Origin of the sequence: Teredinibacter waterburyi (genome assembly GCF_001922985.1) — a bacterium.
Taxonomy (GTDB): domain Bacteria; phylum Pseudomonadota; class Gammaproteobacteria; order Pseudomonadales; family Cellvibrionaceae; genus Teredinibacter; species Teredinibacter waterburyi.
On the sequence record NZ_MRUH01000026.1, the window covers coordinates 20,120 to 41,052 of the forward strand.

The window sequence follows — 20,933 nt, forward strand, 5'->3', positions numbered from 1 at the left end:
GGATACCTTTACAGGGTTTGTATTGGCCACCAATTATCTAGGGAACCTCACCAAAGCAGTCGGTAACAGTACCCCTGCTCCGACTGAACCTCGGCATCGACGCAATTAATTATAAGTATTTAACTGCGATTGATACCCTCATCTCAAAATCAATAACTTTTACAATACTCAACCCTATTGCCATCTAATATCGTCACACAAGCCGATTAAATGTAGTTACGTTGTCTATATGTTATATATCGTTAAAAGTTACATCCGCATATTCTTATTTTTCAGTGGTGTTTTAGTTCTGACGGGCTGCGGTGGTGGTCAAAGTTCTGGCAATAATCTGGCAAACACGCCTTTACCATCCAGCGCACCCAGTGCAGAGCCCTCCGCTGAACCGGCAGTTACGCCGAGCCTCGAGCCCAGTGCGCCACCTACAGAAATAGCTACGCCTGTGCCCACCCCACCTATCTCGAGTGAACCGACCTTAGAACCGACACTGAAACCGACCGTACGACCCACGGTTTCCCCCTCTGAAGAACCTAACCCAACGCCAGAACCCACTGCAGAGCCAACGCCCGTCAATGATCCGTGTGACTCAACATCGGCGGTTTATACCAAACCTTGCTGGACAAGCTTCGTCGGTATTGTCGACGATACCGAGCCGCCCGTCTGGGCCAAATGGCAGCGGAGTTGGTTAACTACCATGACGGGGTTTTCCCTGATAGACGCGCCCGAGCGGGTGGATTTACTCATCGAAAAAGTGACAACCCGCCTGCAGCGGGGAGACATTTTATTACCCATACCCGGCTATTCCCGCAACGATGAGCGCATGGCCAAATACCTGGACTTTATCCACAACGGCGGAGTTGCCACATGGCAAGAGGCGGTCGCCCTGCAGGTTTCATCCTTGGCCAACCTGAATAGCGGTACCGGTAAAATTTACTATCAATTGGGCAATGAAATTACCGTAGAGTCCATGAGCGAAGCACTGCGTAACTGGGCATCCAGTCGAACTGTTGATATCGCTGGGCAAGCCCAAGCTTACGATCCGTACAGTATTCCATTTTATGTCGAGTACTACCTAGCACCTACAGTCTCGGCGGCTCGTAAAGCCAGCCAACAAATATACGGCGACCCAAACCGAGTGCAAATTATTCTTGGCTCACTTGGCGATGGCGGTACAACGGAAGCGAAATCCTGGTTAGATAAGTTGCTGAACTACGAAGCCGAAGGCACATTTGCTAACGATATGGCAGGCGTCAAAGTTTACGATATGGTCCAAACTGTTTCCGTTCACTACATAGGCAGTACCACCAACTTACAACCAATTTGGGACGATTGGGTGGGCGTGAGTACCATTCTGAACCTATGGACGACCGAAGAGATAGGCTCTCGCTCCGCATTGAGCGGCGAAGGTGCTGCGCGCGCGGCGCGAACACTGGCCGATCAGTTACATTGGTTTTATAGCAACAATCTGTCGCCAGAACAGAGTCGTGTCGCATTCTATGACTGGAATGTAGATGGCCCTCAAGCTGATACCAGCGCGGCAACCTCGGTTGATGATTTATTCGCGTTTTTGGGCCACACCCCATTGATGACCAACCTGCAAATTATCGACTCAGTTGATCTAGATTTCAGCCTTACTCAGGTCCGATTAGAGCCCTCGTTACAGACAGACCGCCAAGCACTGGTTTACTGGCCTGCTGATAGCGACCAGTCTCGTGTAATAACCCAGTTTGCACTGAGCTTTACCGGTTGGACCGCAGACGTGGAAATAACGGTACACCATTACTCCCCCAGTGGTGTAACCCGTGAAATGCATACTGTCTCTCTCGATAATGGCCAAACCGATCTGATCCTTGATCAAGCCATCCATCTCGACGGACGTGGCCATGCGATATTAATTACGGCTCAACATAACAATTAGACGGCGCAGACATGCTCCTCCTCGGGGCCGCTATCTAGCCCGTCCGCACCGGCCCGCTCACCTTCTACTTGCTTACTGCAAGACCTTACCCCCATTAACTATATTTATTAATAACAGGAAGGTGATACCCACACCCAATCCAGCCGCCGCTACAACATTCTCATATAGATGCGACTATCATTAACTTTTCTAAAAAAAGCTGTCACTTTTAGCAAATAACCTTTGTTTTGACCAAAACCGCTATCCATTGCGACGCTGTATTTAATACTCTGGTGTACTTAATAATTATAAGGTGTACAAAAATGAGAGTACTTAATGCGCTGTTTATTCTCAGCTCTCTGCTATTAGTTGCCGCATGTAGCGGTACTAGCAATTCTTCAAGTTCAAGTTCAAGTTCAAGCTCAAGCTCAAGCTCAAGCTCAAGCTCAAGCTCAAGCTCTTCAGGAAGTGCGTCCTTGTATCCTGATTACAATATTAATCCGCTTGCTCCGGATATGACGGGAATGGATAGCAGCGCAGTGGAAATAGCCAGCAACATCAATATTGGTTTTAACATTGGTAATACGCTTGAAGCGATGGGCGGGAAGTCTGAGACTTATTGGGGCAACCCAATGATTACGCCTGAATTTGTCAGCTTTGTAAAACAATCAGGTTTCAACGCTGTACGGTTGCCGGTTTCCTGGGATCAATATGCCAACCAAGAGACCGCCGAAATCGAAGCCGCGTGGCTAGACCGCGTAAAAGCGGTGGTTCAGTATTGTATTGATGCCGACCTCTACGTGATTGTTAACATTCATTGGGACGGCGGTTGGCTGGAATTAAATGTCACGTCCGAAATGCAGGAGGAAGTGAACGCAAAACAAAAAGCTTTTTGGCAACAGATAGCGACTCACTTACGAGATTTTGATGAGCGTGTGATCTTCGCAAGTGCAAATGAACCTCATGTAGATGACGCTACGGCCATGGCTGTACTCCTTTCTTACCATCAAACCTTTGTTGATGCAGTGCGTGCAAGCGGCGGAAAAAATGCTTACCGCAGTTTAGTGGTGCAAGGCCCAAGTACCGACATAGATAAAACTGAAGCGCTAATTACCGCCCTGCCCTCGGATACCGTAGCCGGTCGCATGATGATGGAAATCCACTTTTACTCTCCCTGGAACTACACAGGAATGCAGCAGGATGAAGACTGGGGAAATAGATTTTTTTATTGGGGTGAAGGGTTCCACTCAACTACCGATACGGCATACAACCCAACCTGGGGTGAAGAGGACTATGTGGATGCCCAGTTCACTAAAATGAAAACGCAATTTATTGATATGGGTATCCCTGTTGTACTGGGTGAATTTGGAACAGGAATTCGCAGTAATTTAAGCGGGGATGACCTACAGCTGCATCTCGATGGCCGGGCCTATTACTTTAAGTATATTACTCAACAAGCAAACACTTACGGCTTGCTCCCATTCTATTGGGATACCGGTGGACTGCTAGATCGTTCTAATAATGTGGTGTTGGACCAGCAAGCGTTTGATGGACTAATGCAGGGGGCGGCACAAAATGTAATTCAATAAAAAAGCCTATAAATACTTCAAGTATTGGGCTCTATTTGAATAAAATAGTTAAAGCGTTGCCCCTATTGTTACACCAGCGGGAAAATACTATACCTAACAAACTGGTGAACCTTCTGACGCCGCCTGTGTTGATTGCTTTCTCCGTTGCGGATGAAAGCAATCTTACATGAGGTAAAACAATAGAACTAATTGCTGAACTGCGCATCCATCCAATTGTATCGCGCGCGCTGCCAGCGAATCATTTCTTCCACTTCAAGGTCATAGCTGCCCAAAATAACGCGGGTATACCATTCTTCCCAGTAGAAAATCTGCCACAGATTAAAATTTCTTCGCTGCGGTGCTTGCAACCAGTTAGCTCTCGCTTCGGCATACATAAAAATTAATTCAAATTTTCCTTCGGCTTTCAGCTCTTGCCAACGGGCTTTTACTTTTGCTTCGAATGCAGGGTCTTCAAACAGGCGAGCAAACCAAGTGCCACTCCGGGTAAGCCAACCGTAAGTGGCACCTATACCGCCATACCCGGCATTACCCAAGGACAAATCAAAATCCCAAATTGGACCAAAAAACAATTTATCATCTCGCTTTTTGGTCAAGTAAGCGCTGGCAGTTGCACCATCGGGATTTTTAAAGAGTTCATTAATTAAGTAGTAGTTAATTGTCGATTCCACATCCAAATAAGCGGCGTAACCTATATCTGGGTCGCTAAAATTCTCGCCGAATAACGCCGCTTCGGTATTTGCAAAATAGTTTTCAATGTATTCTCGTTGCGCGGACCACTCGGGTTCGAGCAATGTTTCTGGCTCATCCAAACAGAAAGGGGCCATGCCATAATTTGAATCCAAACACAGCGTATCTTCTCTATCGGTATTTACGCCAGCGACACAAACTGGGTCCCAGGCGCTAGCGGGGCCTTGGCAGTATTCGTCGCTCATCCGAAAGTCGATTTCGAGCATATACCCGCCGGATATTGTTTCCGGGGTGGTATCGGTTACTTCCATCTCGTGAATATCAACGCGATCATTATCAATTCGAATATGTTCTACGAGTTGGTATACACCTTGGTATTCGCCATTCATCCAGACTTCTATGTGCTGAGACCGCGGCGTGTATTCCATTTCTAAGCTGCGGCTAAACATAAAAGCGATGTCGTTACGAATTAAGGTTTTATCGGCATAGTTAGCAAGGAGCACCCAATTTTTACTCTTTGGCATTCCCAGTAGCGGGGTTGAATCGTCTAATTTTAATTTGTAGGGTTTTTTAGGCCAATCCCAGGTTGAGTTGCCGCGACCGCGAATCCTGAGTGTGCCTTCAGTCAATTCTGGGCTGCCATCGCTCAAGGAAAAAGTCCCCGTTACATAGTCTTCTTTGCTTACGACGGGGGAGCTGTCATCTGTAAAGAGGTTTAAAGCTGGCAGGTCGTCCACTGCACCTTCGGGGAAGTCATCGGGTAAAACGATATTTCCGTTCGCTACAGTGCCGCTCGATGAACTTGAGCTTGAAGAACTCGACGACGAGCTTGGGCTTGTAGAGCTAGAACCACCGCACGCCGACAATATGAGCATGCAACAAACGACGAAACCACGACAAAACATGGACATAACATATTCCCTAAAATTACCATTATTCTTCAACACAGTTGCCCCTCATATTACACGTTATTGGCACCCAAGTTATTTCTCAATACTAGGGAAGCGCTGGTTAAGCCTCCGCTACAACGTTTCCGGCGGGCGATCCAACAATATAGGCGTTATTACACGCCTACCTCCCCTTGGCTTAGCATGGATTGCCCGTAATTCTCGAAAACGTTGCCGTGATGATATAGACGGCGCCATATGGGTACGACGTTTTCGATCAGCGGACGCACCAGCATCAACCAAAAACACCCAAAACTTAAAAATCAGCCCAACAAAAAGGAGCAACAGTGCGAGTGCCGCCGGACAGCTTCCATAGATGAGCCCCCTCGATTTATCGACCTCAACGCCCCATCCACTAACAAAGATGTGATCTAAATCTCACAAACACCACTAACGAACACGTAGATTCATCAATTACGCATGCGTTGAGGGTCGTTTTTTAGGTTGTTTTCTCATAAGTTTCCGCCATTCCACCAAGAGTCGGAATAACGCCTAGTACTTTGATGAGTTTTATTGAAGCCAAAATCGGAGGGAAATAAACACCTTTTGTGATAAAGGTCTCGCTTTTTAATGCCGCAAAATACGTTGTTAACGGAAGTTCATAACTTATACGACCTAAAACAGCCCGCTTTATACTTCCAACCCCCTTTTTCCTCCAAGTTCCAGAAAAAATACTAATAAGCTGCGCAAATCAGGAGCAAGGAACCAAACAACAAAATACGACAATAGTCTGATTAGTAATTACTATTTAGCATAAGCATGGTTGTTTTGTGCTCACACTTTATTATTGCCTCTCGGTTTCTATGTAACTTAGAATACCTATTCAATGATCTATGCGCCACGCTGATGAGCGTAAGAAAAGCGGTTAGCTTCATAGCTTTTTTAGTTCTCTCCTCACAGCAAATGCATCACAGGTATTGTTCTAGGTCGGACGACGGTTTAACGCACAGCCCTGTGAACCTAATAAATCAGCAAGCCCTTGAAACCTGAGGTTACGTACAATGAATAAGATCCTAAACCTACTAGTGCCCGCATTGTTTTGCGCGGCAAATGCCCAGGCGGCCGATTACTTGTGGATCGAAGCTGAAACCGGTGCTGAGTACAGCCCGATCGTCGTCAAAAGCGACCCAGCCGCATCTCAAGATATTTTCCTCGCCTCTTGGAAGTGGGGCGACTACGGCTCTCGCTCTGCGGATGACGGCGCCATCACCTTTAGTGTCAATATCGCAAACGGCGGTAGTTATGCACTATGGGGCCGCATGATCACCCCGTGGGGAGGAATTCGTCCTTATGAGGTCAGCGTGGACAACGTCAGCGATTACAATGACAACGCCAAATGGATGGAGTGGGCAGCAGACTCCCGTACCGATGCCGTTCGTCAAAACTGGAACTGGTCAAACTCGGGACTGACGTTAAATCTTACGGCTGGTACCCACACAATTACCTTCGTTCAGCACGAGGGTGGCCCTGATCTCAAGCTAGATAAGATTTTACTCACCAACGATTCATCATTTGTACCTAACGGGTCTGGCGACGCAGAACAGGCGAACAGTAACCCAAGCCCCTTCCGGTCTAATGTTGTTGATACCTATGGCAAATTGCAGGTTATTGGCACGCAATTAAGTGACCAGAATGGCAACCCCGTTCAGCTACAAGGGATAAGTACTCACGGTTTACAGTGGTTTCCACTAGTTGAACGCGAAACCATTCCGCACACCGCCGAGTTTTTTGGTGCCGAAGTTGTACGCTTGGCGATGTATATTGAAGACTACAGTCCAACCGATGCGACCGACTTTTGGGGCGGCTATATGTCCGATAAGGAAGCGATGGTACAGCGTACACGCAGCGCCATTGAAGATGCGATTGACGCCGGTATCTATGTGATAGTGGACTGGCATATCCATAATATCCCAACCAATTACACCCAAGAGGCTAACGAATTCTTTCGAATCATTTCTGAAGATTTCGGCGACTACCCGAACATCATTTACGAAATATGTAATGAGCCCCTTCCAGCAGCAGATTGGACATCCATCGTGTCGCCCTACGCTGATACGATTATTAAAACCATTCGCAGCAATGACCCAGACAACGTCGTCCTGGTTGGCACGCCAAGTTGGAGTCAAGACGTAGACAAGGCGGCAGCCAATCCACTGAGCTTCAGCAACATCATGTATACCTTTCACTTCTATGCCGCCACGCATGATATCAATCAGATGAAAGGCAAGGTCGAAAACGCTCTGGCTGCTGGCGCCCCCATCTTTATCTCGGAGTGGGGTTCATCAGACGTAGGTACCAGTAAGTCCAATCTACAGGTTGCAGAGCAGTGGATGGCATTTATGAACAAACACAAGCTCAGCTGGGTGAACTGGTCGCTGGGCAACAAGGATGAAGCGTCGTCTATCATCGCTCCTACCTCCTATATGGGTGGTCCCTGGACCGATGCCGACTTAACCAAAGCCGGCAAGTGGCTCAAACCTTATTTTGATGCGCCAAATGGCACCGGTGGCGGTTCGACACCTACACCTCAACCGACAGCGACGCCAACACCTGTACCGACGGCTACACCAACACCTGTACCGACAGCCACACCGACGCCAGCACCAACGGCTACACCTGCGCCGACAGCTACACCGACGCCAGCACCAACAGCTACACCTGCGCCAACGAGCGAGCCCTCAAATTCGACTGGAGCGCTCCAATGTAACTGGTATGGCTGGAAACTAAAGGTGTGCAAGACAACCCTTAGCGGTTGGGGTAATGAAAACAACGAGACGTGTATATCTGCGTTGGCCTGTGGCGACAATCTTTTAAACTAAGAAAACCCTATCGCAACCTGAAAAAGCCTCGGTTACGCCGGGGCTTTTTTACTGGGACGCCTTTACTGCGCGAACAGGAGAAAAGCGCTCATCGGCACGGTAGGTTAACAGCATACTAGTGGCACCTAAGTCTTTGGTCTAGAATGAGTAATAAACCCGTCGAGCCTTTAGAACAAATGCTGCTCTAAAGTATTCGCCCATTAGGTCTGACATTGCCGTTTACAATGAAAAGTATAATAAAACCCCTAACTTTTTCATCGTTTAAGAGGCTGAGCTGCAGAGTTACCTTTGCAACGCTGCTGGTGCTGAATACTTTCGCCTCGCCTTCTGCCGTTGCGGAGCGCTATAACCTCCGATTTGAACACGCGATAACGGACAATCAACTACCCATAGGCGAAACCAATGCGATCTTTCAAGACCATATGGGCTTTATGTGGTTTGGCGGTAGCAATGGGCTGGCACGATACGATGGCGTAGCCTTTCAACGCTATCTTCACAACCCCAAAAACAAAACCAGTATTAGTCACGATTTCATTTGGGATATTCTCGAAGATAGCCAGCAAACGCTTTGGGTCGCAACACCCAACGGGTTAAATCGATTTAACCGAGAAACCAATACCTTTACACGCTTTCAAAACGACCCGTCCAACCCCGACAGTCTTAGCAACAACGATCTCTACACAATGTTCGAAGATTCGGACGCGAATCTATGGCTTGGCACGCGTGACGGCTTAGACCTCTTCAATCGGGAAACCGGAAAGTTTTCCCATTTTCGCCATGACGCCAACGATCAAGAATCTTTAAGCGACGATATTGTTTTCTCGATACATCAAGATAAACGAAAACGTTTATGGATTGGGACACAATACGGCGGACTGAATTTATATGATCCCGTCACACAAACCTTCAGTCGCTTCAATTTTGGCGAGCAGGTGAGCGGCGGGGAAAGTGTCAGTATTCGCAACATCAAGTCAGATGTAAATAACACGCTGTGGCTGGCCACGGATAATGGACTCTACAGGTTTGAACCAGATACTGGCGCTATTCGTCTATTTCAGCATGATGAAAATAATCCTAACAGCCTCTCCACAAACCGGCTGTGGAGCATTTTTATTGATAATGATCAAACGCTCTGGATCACGTCAGACCACGGCGGCTTAAACATTTACAACCCGGCAACAAACACCTTTAGCCACTACCGACACAATCCATTTGATATCCGCACAATTAACAGTGACAAAGTTCGCGACGTTTACCAAGATACCAGCGGAAATTTCTGGGTTGCATTATTTCCGTCCGGAGTTGACTACATCAATCTACGCTCCAGCGCATTCAAGGTATACCGCAGCGACCCAGCCGATCCTAACTCCCTGCTCAGCAATGCAATCGATACCATTCACAGTGCGACTGACGGAAATATTTGGGTTGGCACTGAATCCGGCGCGTCACTGTTTAACCCGACAACTAACACCTTTACACATTACGTCCACCAGCCAACCGAGCCAACAACAATAGGCGCTAACGCAGTACTCGCAATAGAACAGGACGCCGAAGGCAATCAATGGTTTGGCACTTGGTCTGGCGGGTTGAATTTGTTTGATCCTGTCAGTCAAACATTTCAACGGTTTAAATCGGTCAATGACGATTCCAACGGTATAAGCAGTGACTACATCTGGGCGTTACTTGCGGATTCCGACGGGAATCTCTGGGTGGGAAATGAAGCCCGTGGTCTCGACCGAATGAATATCGCCAGCGGAGCAGTGACGCATTTCCGGCCTAACCCCAAAAACCCAGATGCTATTAGCCATCGTTTTGTTCGCGCCTTGGCTGAAGACACCAGAAAAAACATTTGGGTCGGTACACTTATCGGCTTAAATCGCTACGATTCCGCAACCGATACATTCGAAACATTTTTCCACGACGCCAACAACCCAAATTCAATTGTTCACGACAGTATATTTAGCCTGTTCGTAGATTCGGCTGATAATCTGTGGATTGGCACCGAAGGCGGGCTGAGTGTTTTAGATGCCGAAACCCAGAAATTCACAAACTACACAACCGAAAGTGGACTGCCACACAACTACATCACCTCCATCACCGAAGACCAAGACAGTAACATTTGGCTAACAACACTAAAAGGCATCAGCAAATTCGATCGACAGTCTGCTTCGTTTGAAAATATCAACAAAGATGATGGCATAGCAGGCAATATTATTAGTCGCAATGCCGCATATCATCACAGCGACGGCAACATGTATATTGGCTCGACACAAGGGCTGACCGTGTTCAACCCCCATCATATTGAATCGAATAAGTTTGTTCCCCCCATCCGTATTACCGACTTTCGCATATTCAATAAAGCCGTTGCTATTGGTGGTGAATCGCCGTTAAGCCAAGATATAAGCCTCACTAAAGAAATCACACTAAACTACGACCAGTCGATGATTTCATTCGAGTTCGCAGCACTCAACTATCAAAACCCAGAACAAAATCTTTACGCCTATAAACTCGAAGGCTTCGACAAAAACTGGATTGAAGCAGCCGACCGAAACACCGCAACCTATACCAACTTAAATGCCGGTAGCTATCTATTTAAGGTCAAAGGTTCAAACGACAATGGCGTCTGGAATGAACAAGGCACAGAGCTTCGCATAATTGTATTACCGCCGTTTTGGTTAGCATGGTGGGCCTACCTCATTTACCTTGCTATAGGCGCCGCAATTATCTACGCAATTTTCAGATCGCAACGCAATAAAATTCGAGCGGAACAGGCGCAGGTTGAATATTTACGCTCTCTCGACAAAATGAAAGATGAATTTTTAGCCAACACCTCCCATGAATTACGAACCCCACTAAATGGCATTATCGGGCTTACAGAATCGTTGATCGACGAGCATCAGGACGACCTACATTTAAAATCTCGATCGCACTTAAAGATGATTGCTGGAAGCGCAAGACGGCTTTCGAATTTGATAAATGACATCCTCGATTTTTCGCGCATCAAAACAGAAGGATTAGAACTCCACCTTAAGCCCGTTAGCTTGGAAGCGGTCTGTAATTCCATTGTAACCATGGTGTCGCCGCTTGCGGAAAAAAAGGATTTAGATATTACTCTAAACATTGATGCCAACCTGCCCAATGTTTTAGCCGACGAAGACAGACTGCAACAAATTCTTTACAACCTAATCGGCAACGCAATCAAATTTACCCACACAGGCCACGTTCGCATTGGCGCCGTTCAGCACAACAACAAGGTGCAGGTTTCCATTGAAGATACAGGAATAGGAATTCCCGACTCCCAGATCGAAAATATATTCGACTCTTTCGCACAAGGGCGCGGTGAAGAGTCACGAGAATTTGAAGGGACGGGTTTAGGGTTAACGGTTGCCAAAAATTTGGTTGAGCTCCATCGTGGCGCAATTACCGTTACCTCTGAGGTTGACCGTGGCTCGACATTTACGTTTGAGCTGGAGACCTCTGATCAACCTTTAGCGCTCGATGCTATTGCCACCAGCGAAATCATCAACAAAGTCGTTGAAATGTCGCACGTGGATGCAACCGAGGAGTTAGTGACTGAATCACCCAATATAGACCTCGGTCAGTTCCACATACTGGTTGTCGACGACGATCCGGTAAACCGTCAAGTGTTAATCAGCCAACTGTCACTACATAATTATCGCATATCGGAAGCTGCCGATGGCTTCCAAGCCATTGAAGTTCTCGAGCGAGACACGAGTATCGACCTAATACTCCTCGATGTGATGATGCCGCGCATGACGGGTTACGAAACAGCACTGCGTATTCGAGCCACTCACCCAGTTCACGATTTACCCATTATATTTGTCACAGCCAAACACCTTGCCTCGGATTTAGTAAAAGGCTTTGTCTCAGGCGGCAATGATTTTCTTGTCAAGCCCATTTCAAAGAACGAGCTATTATCTCGTGTTAAAACACATCTGCAACTTTTAGACATTACGCGCAACCTAGAGTCATTAGTAAATGAACGTACCAATACGCTTAAAGCCGCTCATATGGAGCTGGAACGTCTAGACAACGTTGTCACCTTGATTAATCGACAAAGTAGCATGGAAGGGCTTGTAAACGTCTTGCTTAAAGAGTCGGTTACGCTGTTTAAATATGCCGCTTTCTCTGGGTTTTGGTTGATTGACGATGCCAATGAAAACTTTCGTTTAGTCGCCTTAGAAGTGCGTAATAATTTTGATGACGCGGTTCCAGAATCCATCGATAGAAACCAGTTTTTCAATGGCCTAGGTAAATGGACGCAATCCTCTAAAGAGGGGGTTTATATTGTTAACCCCAAGAAAGTCAAAGTATTGAACAGCATGAGCAAGGCTCCCGAAAGCGTGCTTGTTATGACCATCCAGATTGAAAATGAAGTGGCGGGTTTGCTGATTATTGCCAACATGCTAGGCAGCAGCGTATTTCAGCAAAGTGATATCGACACCATGAAAAAGCTGCACTCACATGCGGTGTCGGCGGTATCGAAAGCGAAGATGCTTGAGCAATTGAAAATTCAAAATCAACAGTTAGAGCTTGCCAGCTATACCGACCAATTAACTGGACTACACAACCGACGGCATCTGCTTAAAAATATAGCAGCCGACATTGCAATTACCTCTCGCAAGTACGAGTCGCTTTCTAGCAACGATCAGTTTCCGAAAAATGCTAACCTATTATTTATACTGATCGATATCGACCACTTTAAACAAGTGAACGATACCTACGGCCACATTTCAGGCGATATGATCCTTAAACAGTTTTCCGAGCTGCTTACTCGCGTGTTCCGCACATCGGACTATATTATTCGCTGGGGCGGTGAAGAATTTATGGTAATCGTTCGCTTTTGCGATCGTTCCGAAGCTAGCCAATTAGCGGAACGGTTTCGACGAGAGGTAAAACAGGCTCATTTTGAAATGCAAAACGGGCTAGTGGTTCGAAAAACCTGTTCTGTCGGCTATAGTTATTTTCCGTTTTATCAGGATTTTCCCGCTGCATTCTCCTGGGAGCAGGTAGTCGATATTGCCGACCGCAGTCTATACGTCGCAAAAAACACCGGACGTAATGCATGGGTTGGGATTCATGGCCGCGCCAACAGTGCGCGCAAGCTGAACTACAACCAGCTTATTGACGACCTAGATAAAGCCAAGGATAACACCAGCATTATTGTGGAAACCTCGTTTCGCAGTGGTCAAAAGGTAAACTGGTAGGCAAGGATAAAAACCTAGACAACTCTAATACGAGTACAAACATAGGCTCAACATCACTAGCTAGCCCCTCAACTATGCTTTAGTGCACGTCAACCCAAAATGGCTTTTAAACTACCGCAGTACTGGGCTTAAAACCACCGTGGATATAGGTTGCTATAAGGTCTGCCGTAACCTTACTTTTTAGAATACCCAGATGCGATCCCGGAGCCTCAACATAGGTGACCGGACCTTTAAGTTTATCCCCCCAGCCTAAGTCTCGAGCTATCAGAAAGGTAGGGAAATTCGATTTATCTCCCGCACGTATAACCAAGCTTGGAATATGGCTAGTTTGATCGCCTCTTAAATAAGTTGTAGTAGATCGGCCACGTACGGCATCCCAAAAGCGCGCATTCTTTTTGTCACGGAAGTTAGTTTTAGCTGTGGTTGAGGGAAGATTTGAAGCTTTACGTTTAAGTTTTTTAAGTTTGCCTTGCAGTGTTCGTAAAATATTCTGGACTGTCGCTAACCAGTCGCGGGTCATCGCTTCTGGCAAAATAGTATCTAATATCACTAAACCTGGAACCGCCCCGCCGCTATGCTCTAACTGGCATGCAATTTCAAAGGCCATAATGCCACCAAATGAAACGCCGGCGATAACATAGGGGCCATCAGGTGAATGCTTTTTAATAGCGCGAACATAAAGAGAGGCCAACTGCGGAACAGTCATGCCAGATACCTCCTCATGTCGATTAAAAAACTCCTCTTCCTCCGAGACAAATATACCAAAACAATCAAAGTGTTCCTGAAGGTTATGGGCAAGCGGCGCATAAAGTGCGATACCACAAACGAAGAATAGCTTTGGTCGCCCTCGCTGCTGATTGAGAGAAACGACTAGATTACCCAGTTGCCCCCCCGCCTGTTGAACTAACTGCGCAAAATGTTTTACCGAGGGCTGCGCCTGTAAATCTTGCAGCGTTAGACGGACATCAAACACTCTATTAACACTTTCAACTAGTTTTTCAGCTAATTTACTAGTCCCTCCCAAGTGAAAAAAGTCACTCTCAACACTAAGATCCGCATGACCTAAAACCGAACTAAACATGCTCTTTAACTTCACTTCAATATCCGTTTTAGGTAGCGAAGTCTTAGCTGCAAGTATTTTTTCTTTGGACTCATTACTTAGCTCCAGATCTTGCAATAATGTCATAGGACTAACGCTGCCATAGAGCATAATCGTTTCCAGCTCACGTAAGCATTTCACCAGGTATTGCTGATTAAAACAAAGCGAATCACCGGTAACATAGAGACTGATATCATCCCCCCCTTGCAACATACTTAGACTGATTTGGTAAGTGTCAAACGCTCTGGGGATGCCCCTATAGTCTACCTTCGCATTACCAAAACGCAGCTCTTCTGGAGTATATTTGTGCACGGGTACAAATCGCGCCAACTTGAAAGCCGCTTTATCTTGTTCACTTTCCACGCCAAGGATGTCAATTATTTCATCTAAATCAAGTGCTGCGTGTTCTCGGCTATCTAGCAGTTGTTGATGCACGTGGTTACACAGATCAAGAAAGGTTTGCTCTTCATTAAAAAAACAGGTTACCGGCAGCATACTGACAAAATTGCCAACTGAATTTTCCATTTCTGCGTCAAGATGCCGAGCCACCGGAATGCAAATAGCCAACGCTTGAAGTTTAAGTTTTCGCTGCAACTGGATGGCAAAGCCTGCAAACATTAACGCGAACAGACTTAAACCCTGGGCCTTAGCAAAACGTTTAATCAGAGCCAACGACTCTCCTTTAATCACGTAGTTTTCAAAGTCAAAAGTCTGCTTATGTTGTTGCGTTATTTCCTCTTCAGCCAGAAGGGGTTTATTAGGTATAGTTTTTAGATTGTCTTTCCAGTACTCGGCACTTTTTTGTTTTTTCTCGGCGTATAGATCGGAGTTTATATGATCAACAAATACTTCGACTCCCAGTCTAGATGGATTTGGAAATCTCCCCTCCCCTAACATGGCAGTATATATTTTTCCTAGATCGTCCAACAAAACGTCGAGCGACCAACCATCACAGACAATATGATGAACAGATATAAACAATTGGAAGTCTGCCACATTAAGTTTAAGCAGCGATGCACGAAATAAGGGGCCGGTGGCCAAATCGAAAGGCTGGTGGCTCTGCCGGTATGCTTCTGCTTCGCATTGTAATTGTCGCTGCTGCTCATTGAGATGGGCGAGATCAAGCTGAATGATATTTAACTTACAATTATCAGGGATCAACAATGTAGTGCCGACTGCACTAAATCGGCCACCAATTACGGGGTGAATAATGGGTAAGCATTGCAAGGCCTTCAACAGTATCTCTTCGTCAACCACACCGAGTAGAGAGATACAAAAAGTCTCGTTGAAGGAACAGTTTTGTTGAGCCCCCAACTGAGCAAAGCGCCACATTGCCGACTGGCTTTTAGTCGCCAATAGCTGAAATACTTGCCGTTTATTCGGATGATCATGTGCAACCTGAAACGTCGTTACATCACCCGTTTCTCTCTCTGGACTGACCATAACCCTTCTCATTTTTAGCTAATATTTGTTCCAATTCCCCGTGTTTTTAAATATTTTTCTTATATCTAGCTATTCCATGTCTCATCTATATGGTTTTGTTTTCTCGTTTAGGCTTATCATTCCCCAGAAATCATGTTTTGCTATGACGTTCGAATTTGTCGAATCAATTCTGTGCTCTCATCACTCACGAACCAGGCTAGACAATTATGTTCATCTCGACCAAGTACAACATGTCGTAGCTCTTCTGCATTTAATCCTGCATTTAGCTCTGCATTTCGTTTTGTTTTGCTTTCCGGAATTTCGGCCGAGGAAACAGCAACGGAATCATCGATGACGCTGTTCACTTTCCGATTCCGCACTGTATCTGCAAGAATCTCGGGTGTGGTATAGGTGTCTAAAAGCTGTCGAAAATTTGCATCCAGCCCCAATCGATCTTTTACCAATCGCGACATTTGCATAAGCACTAAAGAATCGGCACCCAGCATGATGAAGGGTGTGGCTTCCTCACTTCGTTGTAGTTCGATACCCACCGTTTCGCTGATTATTTGTACGATAGCGTTCATGACGGAATCTCGCCCGCCAGGTGCTTGTTTAGTAACCTTTGCAGCGGTTTCTGATTCTAGCTCGCGCACCGATTCTTCAGTTTGATGAGCAACAAATTGCGGCGGCTTAAGCCAGTGCGAACTCGGTTCGAAAGGATAGGTCGGCAATGGAATACGAAGGCGTCGCTCCCCGGCATAATAAGCCTTCCAATCGATATTGGTGCCGTTTTGCCAAAGTGCTCCCATTGCCGACAAGACATCTTGCCACTCGTTTTTATTTCTATCTTCACCACTATTGGCGAGCGACGGAATTATTGCGCCTCGCCGATCACCCTTAGCTTGCTGCCGCGCTAAAGTCGTAAGTACATCTCGCGGCCCTACTTCAAGAAAGACACCCGACACGCTAGCCATTAAACTACTTATTGCGTTGCTAAACATTACCGGACTACGTAAATGCTGCCCCCAATACTCCGGCGATGTGGCTTGCTCTGGTGTCATCCAATCGCCGCTACAACTAGACATTAACGGCATGCTTGGCGCAGACAACTTAATCTTACTAACCGCCGCCACAAAATCGCCTACCACTGGATCCATCATGGCGGAGTGAAATGCGTGAGAGGTATGTAGGTGACGAGTAACTAAACCCTCTTTTTCTATCGCTTCTGCAAAACGGAGGATTGCTTCGGTAGGCCCTGCAACAACGCAAAGCTTAGGGCTGTTGGCCGCAGCTAACTGCACATCATCGTTGAGCTTATCTAAAATTTCTTCCGCGCTACAGCGAACAGAAAGCATTGATCCACTGGGTAAGCCACGCACTAACTTTGCTCGCAAGGAAATCAAGGGTAAGGCTTCTTTAAGTGAAAATACCCCAGCCAAACAAGCGCCAACAAATTCGCCCACACTATGCCCAACAAAGGCCTGTGGTTGCACGCCCATACTCATCCATAATTGGGCGAGTGAATATTCGATGGTGAATAATGCCGGCTGTGTGTAATAGGTATCTTTTAGAGACACGGTAGCACTTTCTTCATCGCCAGCTAGAGGAAATAAAAGCTCCCTTAGATCTCTTTCCATAATTGGGGCTAAAAGATCACAACAGCGATCTACATTTTCTCGAAAGATCGCCGAACTCTGATACAGGTCTCGACCCATGTTGGTGTACTGAGAACCCTGGCCAGGAAACATGAAGGTCACATGGGGTTGCAGTGTTGTGAGTCGCGTTACTGGTATGGCTTTATTTTCTTGTATTGCCGCTTTAACCATTTCAATATCAGCACACACTAAAGACCTTCTATATTCGAAATGCTTGCGACCTATTTGCAGTGTGTAGGCCGCATCAGCGAGGTCGAACTTTTGGTCCTCAGCAAAGCAGGCAAATTGATCGAGCATTCGTCCAAGTGCCGGTTCTGACTTGGCAGAAAAGACTAACAGTTTTTCTTCCCGTGATGGCCCCGAAGGTTGTTGCAGTGGGGCTTCTTCCAGCACCCCATGCACATTGGTGCCGCCGAAGCCAAATGAACTCACCCCAGCTCGCCTAGGGGTTTTAGTTCGTGGCCAAGTAGTCAAAGATGAAACCACCTTAAACGGGCTATTCTCAAAATCAATCCTTGGATTGGCTTTCTTAAAATGCAAGGTTGCCGGAATTTTTTCATGGTGTAACGCCAACGACGCCTTTATAAAGCCAGCCACACCGGATGCAATTGTAGGATGACCAACATTCCCTTTAATCGAGCCTATATAACAATGCTGTTTTTTGTCTGAGGTAATCCTAAACGCTTTGGTTAGCGCTTCAATCTCTATTGGATCACCCAAAGGCGTTCCCGTGCCATGAGCTTCGACATAGGAGATTGTGTCCGCGGTGACATTCGCCTGCGCCTGTGCCAAGGTAATTACCTGTGTCTGCCCTTCCACGCTTGGTGCTAAAAAGCTGACCTTATTGGAGCCATCGTTATTTTTAGCTATACCGAGAATAACGGAATAGATTTTATCGCCGTCGGCAATGGCGTTAGCTAAACGTTTGAGCACTACGATACCCGCACCATCACAAAACATCGTGCCAGTAGCCTCGGCATCAAACGGACGACAATGACCATCGATAGTAAAGGTTCCCCCCTGTTGATATATTTGCCCAGTCTTTTGAGGAACATGTATATCCACCCCACCAGCCAATGCCATATCGCACTCGCCGTCTTCTAAGGCCTTATAGGCCATGTCAATTGCCAGTAGAGACGTCGAGCAACCGGTGTTTGCACTCACACTCGGCCCAGTTAAATTGAGCGCGAATGAAACGCGTGTGGCGATGTAATCTTTTTCGTTGCCGTAACCAACAACGAGACTACCAACGGTTTTTATAAGATCTTTATGGCCGCGCACATTGCGTGTGTAATAGTGATTATCGCCAATGCCTGCATATACACCGATCATGCCCTTGAAATCTTCCGCGGTATAACCGACCTTCTCTAAAGCTGACCATGCCAACTCCAAAAACACTCGCTGCTGCGGATCCATTACTTTGGCTTCCAGCGGGCCAATGCCAAAAAACTTATTATCGAATTTATCCGCGTCGGCCAATATTCCTCGAAATGGAACATAGTTTGGATCTTTGCGTATTTCATCTTCAACCCAAGGGTCAAGTTCATCGGGAGCAAAGTGGGATATCGACTCCACACCATTTACTAAGTTTTGCCAAAGCACTTCCACAGTAGGTGCTCCCGGAAAGCGCCCCACCATTCCGATTACAGCCACCCCATCCGTACTGGCAGAAATTCTAGCATCGCGGGCTCTAGGCGCTCGTTCGCGGTACATCTCTGCAGCCGTCGTATTAACGACTCCCTCCAAGTAAGCAGCGAGCCTATCGATACAGCTAAATTCAAAAATCTTTACCACAGGTACGCTTTTTTTAATTGTATTTTGTATCGCGCTAGCCAAACGCACAGCGTTTAAAGAGTTACCGCCAATCTCAAAAAAATTATCTTTAATGCCAACTTTGTTCAGCGAAAGAATTTCGGCCCAAATATCTGCCAGCGTCATCTCCATGGTCGTACGCGGGGCAATATACATCTGGCTTAGTTCTGGCCGCTCAAAATACGTTGTTACCAAAGCTCTTCGGTCCAACTTGCCATTCGGCGTAAGCGGCATCGCTTGCAAATAAATAAACCGTGCCGGAACCATGTAATTAGGTAGATTCTTTAGCAGCCCTGCACGTAAATCCGAAACATTTAGCTCTTTTCCGTCTCCTTTTCTATTTGCCACTAGGTAAGCGACTAGCTCCCTATCTTCCAAGGAATTTTCACTGGCGACCACAACGGATTCTGCAATACCGGTAAGTTTCAAAAGAGCCGATTCAATTTCACCAAGCTCTATCCTAAAACCGCGAATCTTCACCTGATTATCGATACGACCACGATATTCAATATTGCCGTCACTTAAGTAACGGGCCAAATCGCCGGTTTTATACATTCTGGTGTTAGCTTCATTGGAAAATGGATTGCTAATGAATTTTTCTTCAGTCAATTCAGGTTTATTCCAATACCCACGCGCAACACCAACCCCAGCAAGATGAAGTTCACCCTCCTCTCCTAAAGCTACAGGTTGCAGCGACTCGTTTAAAATATAGGTTTGTATATTGGCGATCGGCTTGCCGATGGGAACGATTTTTTTATCCGCTTGTGGCGGCGAGCAGGGCCAATGGGTTACATCAATGGCGGCCTCTGTAGGGCCATATAAATTGTGAAGTTCTGAAGAGGGAAGCAAGTCGAAAAATCGTTTAGTTAACCCAAATGGCAGGGCTTCACCGCTACACATAACCTGCCTTAGGGAGGTGATGCGGTGCAGCGAATTCGAGGAAAGAAACAAACTTAGCATGGAAGGCACAAAGTGCATGGTAGTAATAGACTGCTGCACTATAGTATCGATTAGATATTCCGTATCTCGATGCCCTCCCGGACGGGCTATGACAATGCTCGCCCCCGTCATAAGAGGCCAAAAAAATTCCCATACGGAGACGTCGAAACTGTAAGGTGTTTTTTGCAATACCCTGTCGTTACCTGTGAGATTAAACGTTTCTTGCATCCACAGCAGGCGATTAACCAAACCTCGATGCTCATTTACGACACCTTTAGGCTTGCCTGTTGAGCCAGAGGTATAAATCATATAGGCCGCCGAGGTGGGCTCTGCGCACTCATCAAGATTAATCTTATCCTCGTCATCTATGTTCGCCCAGCTAGGCTCGTCTAGATACACTGATTCGAGCGAATCTGGCAAAGCTTGCCTATCCAAACTTTGCTGGGTTAACACTACTCGCACCTGAGAATCTTCGAGCATGTAGTTAAGGCGATCCAGAGGGTATTCCGGATCAAAGGGAACAAAGGCTGCACCAGCCTTAAGAATACCAACCAGAGCGACGACCATCTCGATACTACGCTCCATGTAGACGCCAACAAGCGTATCTCGCCCGACGCCTTGAGCTCGCAGATATCGGGCTAGCTTATTTGCTCGGCCTGTCAATTCAGCATAACTTACCCTCAACCCTTCAAAATAAATGGCTATAGCATCAGGTGTTGTTGAGGCCTGAACCTCCAACAAATTGACAAGCGAAAGATTCAGCGGGTAATCGCGCTTAGTGTTATTCCAAAGCTCTAACTCACGGTCGACTATCATTTCAGAAAACCTCAACGTGACGAATT

The 20,933-nt window shown here is 46.5% G+C and carries 7 protein-coding genes; 4 read left to right on the plus strand and 3 right to left on the minus strand.

Annotated elements, in window-relative coordinates; translation table 11 throughout:
* Positions 1-229 precede the first annotated feature (229 nt).
* On the plus strand, positions 230-1,915 hold the full coding sequence (locus IDZ20_RS04705; protein WP_245792114.1) for a hypothetical protein: 1,686 nt from the start codon (positions 230-232) through the stop codon (positions 1,913-1,915).
* 302 nt (positions 1,916-2,217) lie between these two features.
* Positions 2,218-3,483: a glycoside hydrolase family 5 protein gene (locus tag IDZ20_RS04710; protein ID WP_245792116.1), complete on the plus strand. Its 1,266-nt coding sequence runs from the start codon at positions 2,218-2,220 to the stop codon at positions 3,481-3,483.
* A 185-nt stretch (positions 3,484-3,668) separates the two neighbouring features.
* Here the strand turns inward: IDZ20_RS04710 and IDZ20_RS04715 are convergent, their stop codons facing one another.
* On the minus strand, positions 3,669-5,081 hold the full coding sequence (locus IDZ20_RS04715) for a CotH kinase family protein (RefSeq protein ID WP_188150279.1): 1,413 nt from the start codon (positions 5,079-5,081) through the stop codon (positions 3,669-3,671).
* 1,037 nt (positions 5,082-6,118) lie between these two features.
* Here IDZ20_RS04715 and IDZ20_RS04720 point away from each other — a divergent pair.
* Positions 6,119-7,936, plus strand: coding sequence for a cellulase family glycosylhydrolase (locus IDZ20_RS04720; RefSeq protein ID WP_188150280.1), 1,818 nt, complete (start codon positions 6,119-6,121; stop codon positions 7,934-7,936).
* A gap of 224 nt (positions 7,937-8,160) precedes the next feature.
* Positions 8,161-13,164: a two-component regulator propeller domain-containing protein gene (locus tag IDZ20_RS04725; RefSeq protein WP_188150281.1), complete on the plus strand. Its 5,004-nt coding sequence runs from the start codon at positions 8,161-8,163 to the stop codon at positions 13,162-13,164.
* Positions 13,165-13,270: 106 nt separating this feature from the next.
* On the opposite strand, the gene IDZ20_RS04730 is transcribed toward IDZ20_RS04725, so the two are convergent.
* Positions 13,271-15,718 carry a condensation domain-containing protein gene (locus IDZ20_RS04730; protein WP_342745114.1) on the minus strand — a complete coding sequence of 816 codons (2,448 nt, stop codon included), beginning with the start codon at positions 15,716-15,718 and terminating at the stop codon, positions 13,271-13,273.
* Between the two features lie 128 nt (positions 15,719-15,846).
* Positions 15,847-20,907 carry a polyketide synthase gene (locus IDZ20_RS04735; protein WP_188150283.1) on the minus strand — a complete coding sequence of 1,687 codons (5,061 nt, stop codon included), beginning with the start codon at positions 20,905-20,907 and terminating at the stop codon, positions 15,847-15,849.
* Positions 20,908-20,933 lie beyond the last annotated feature (26 nt).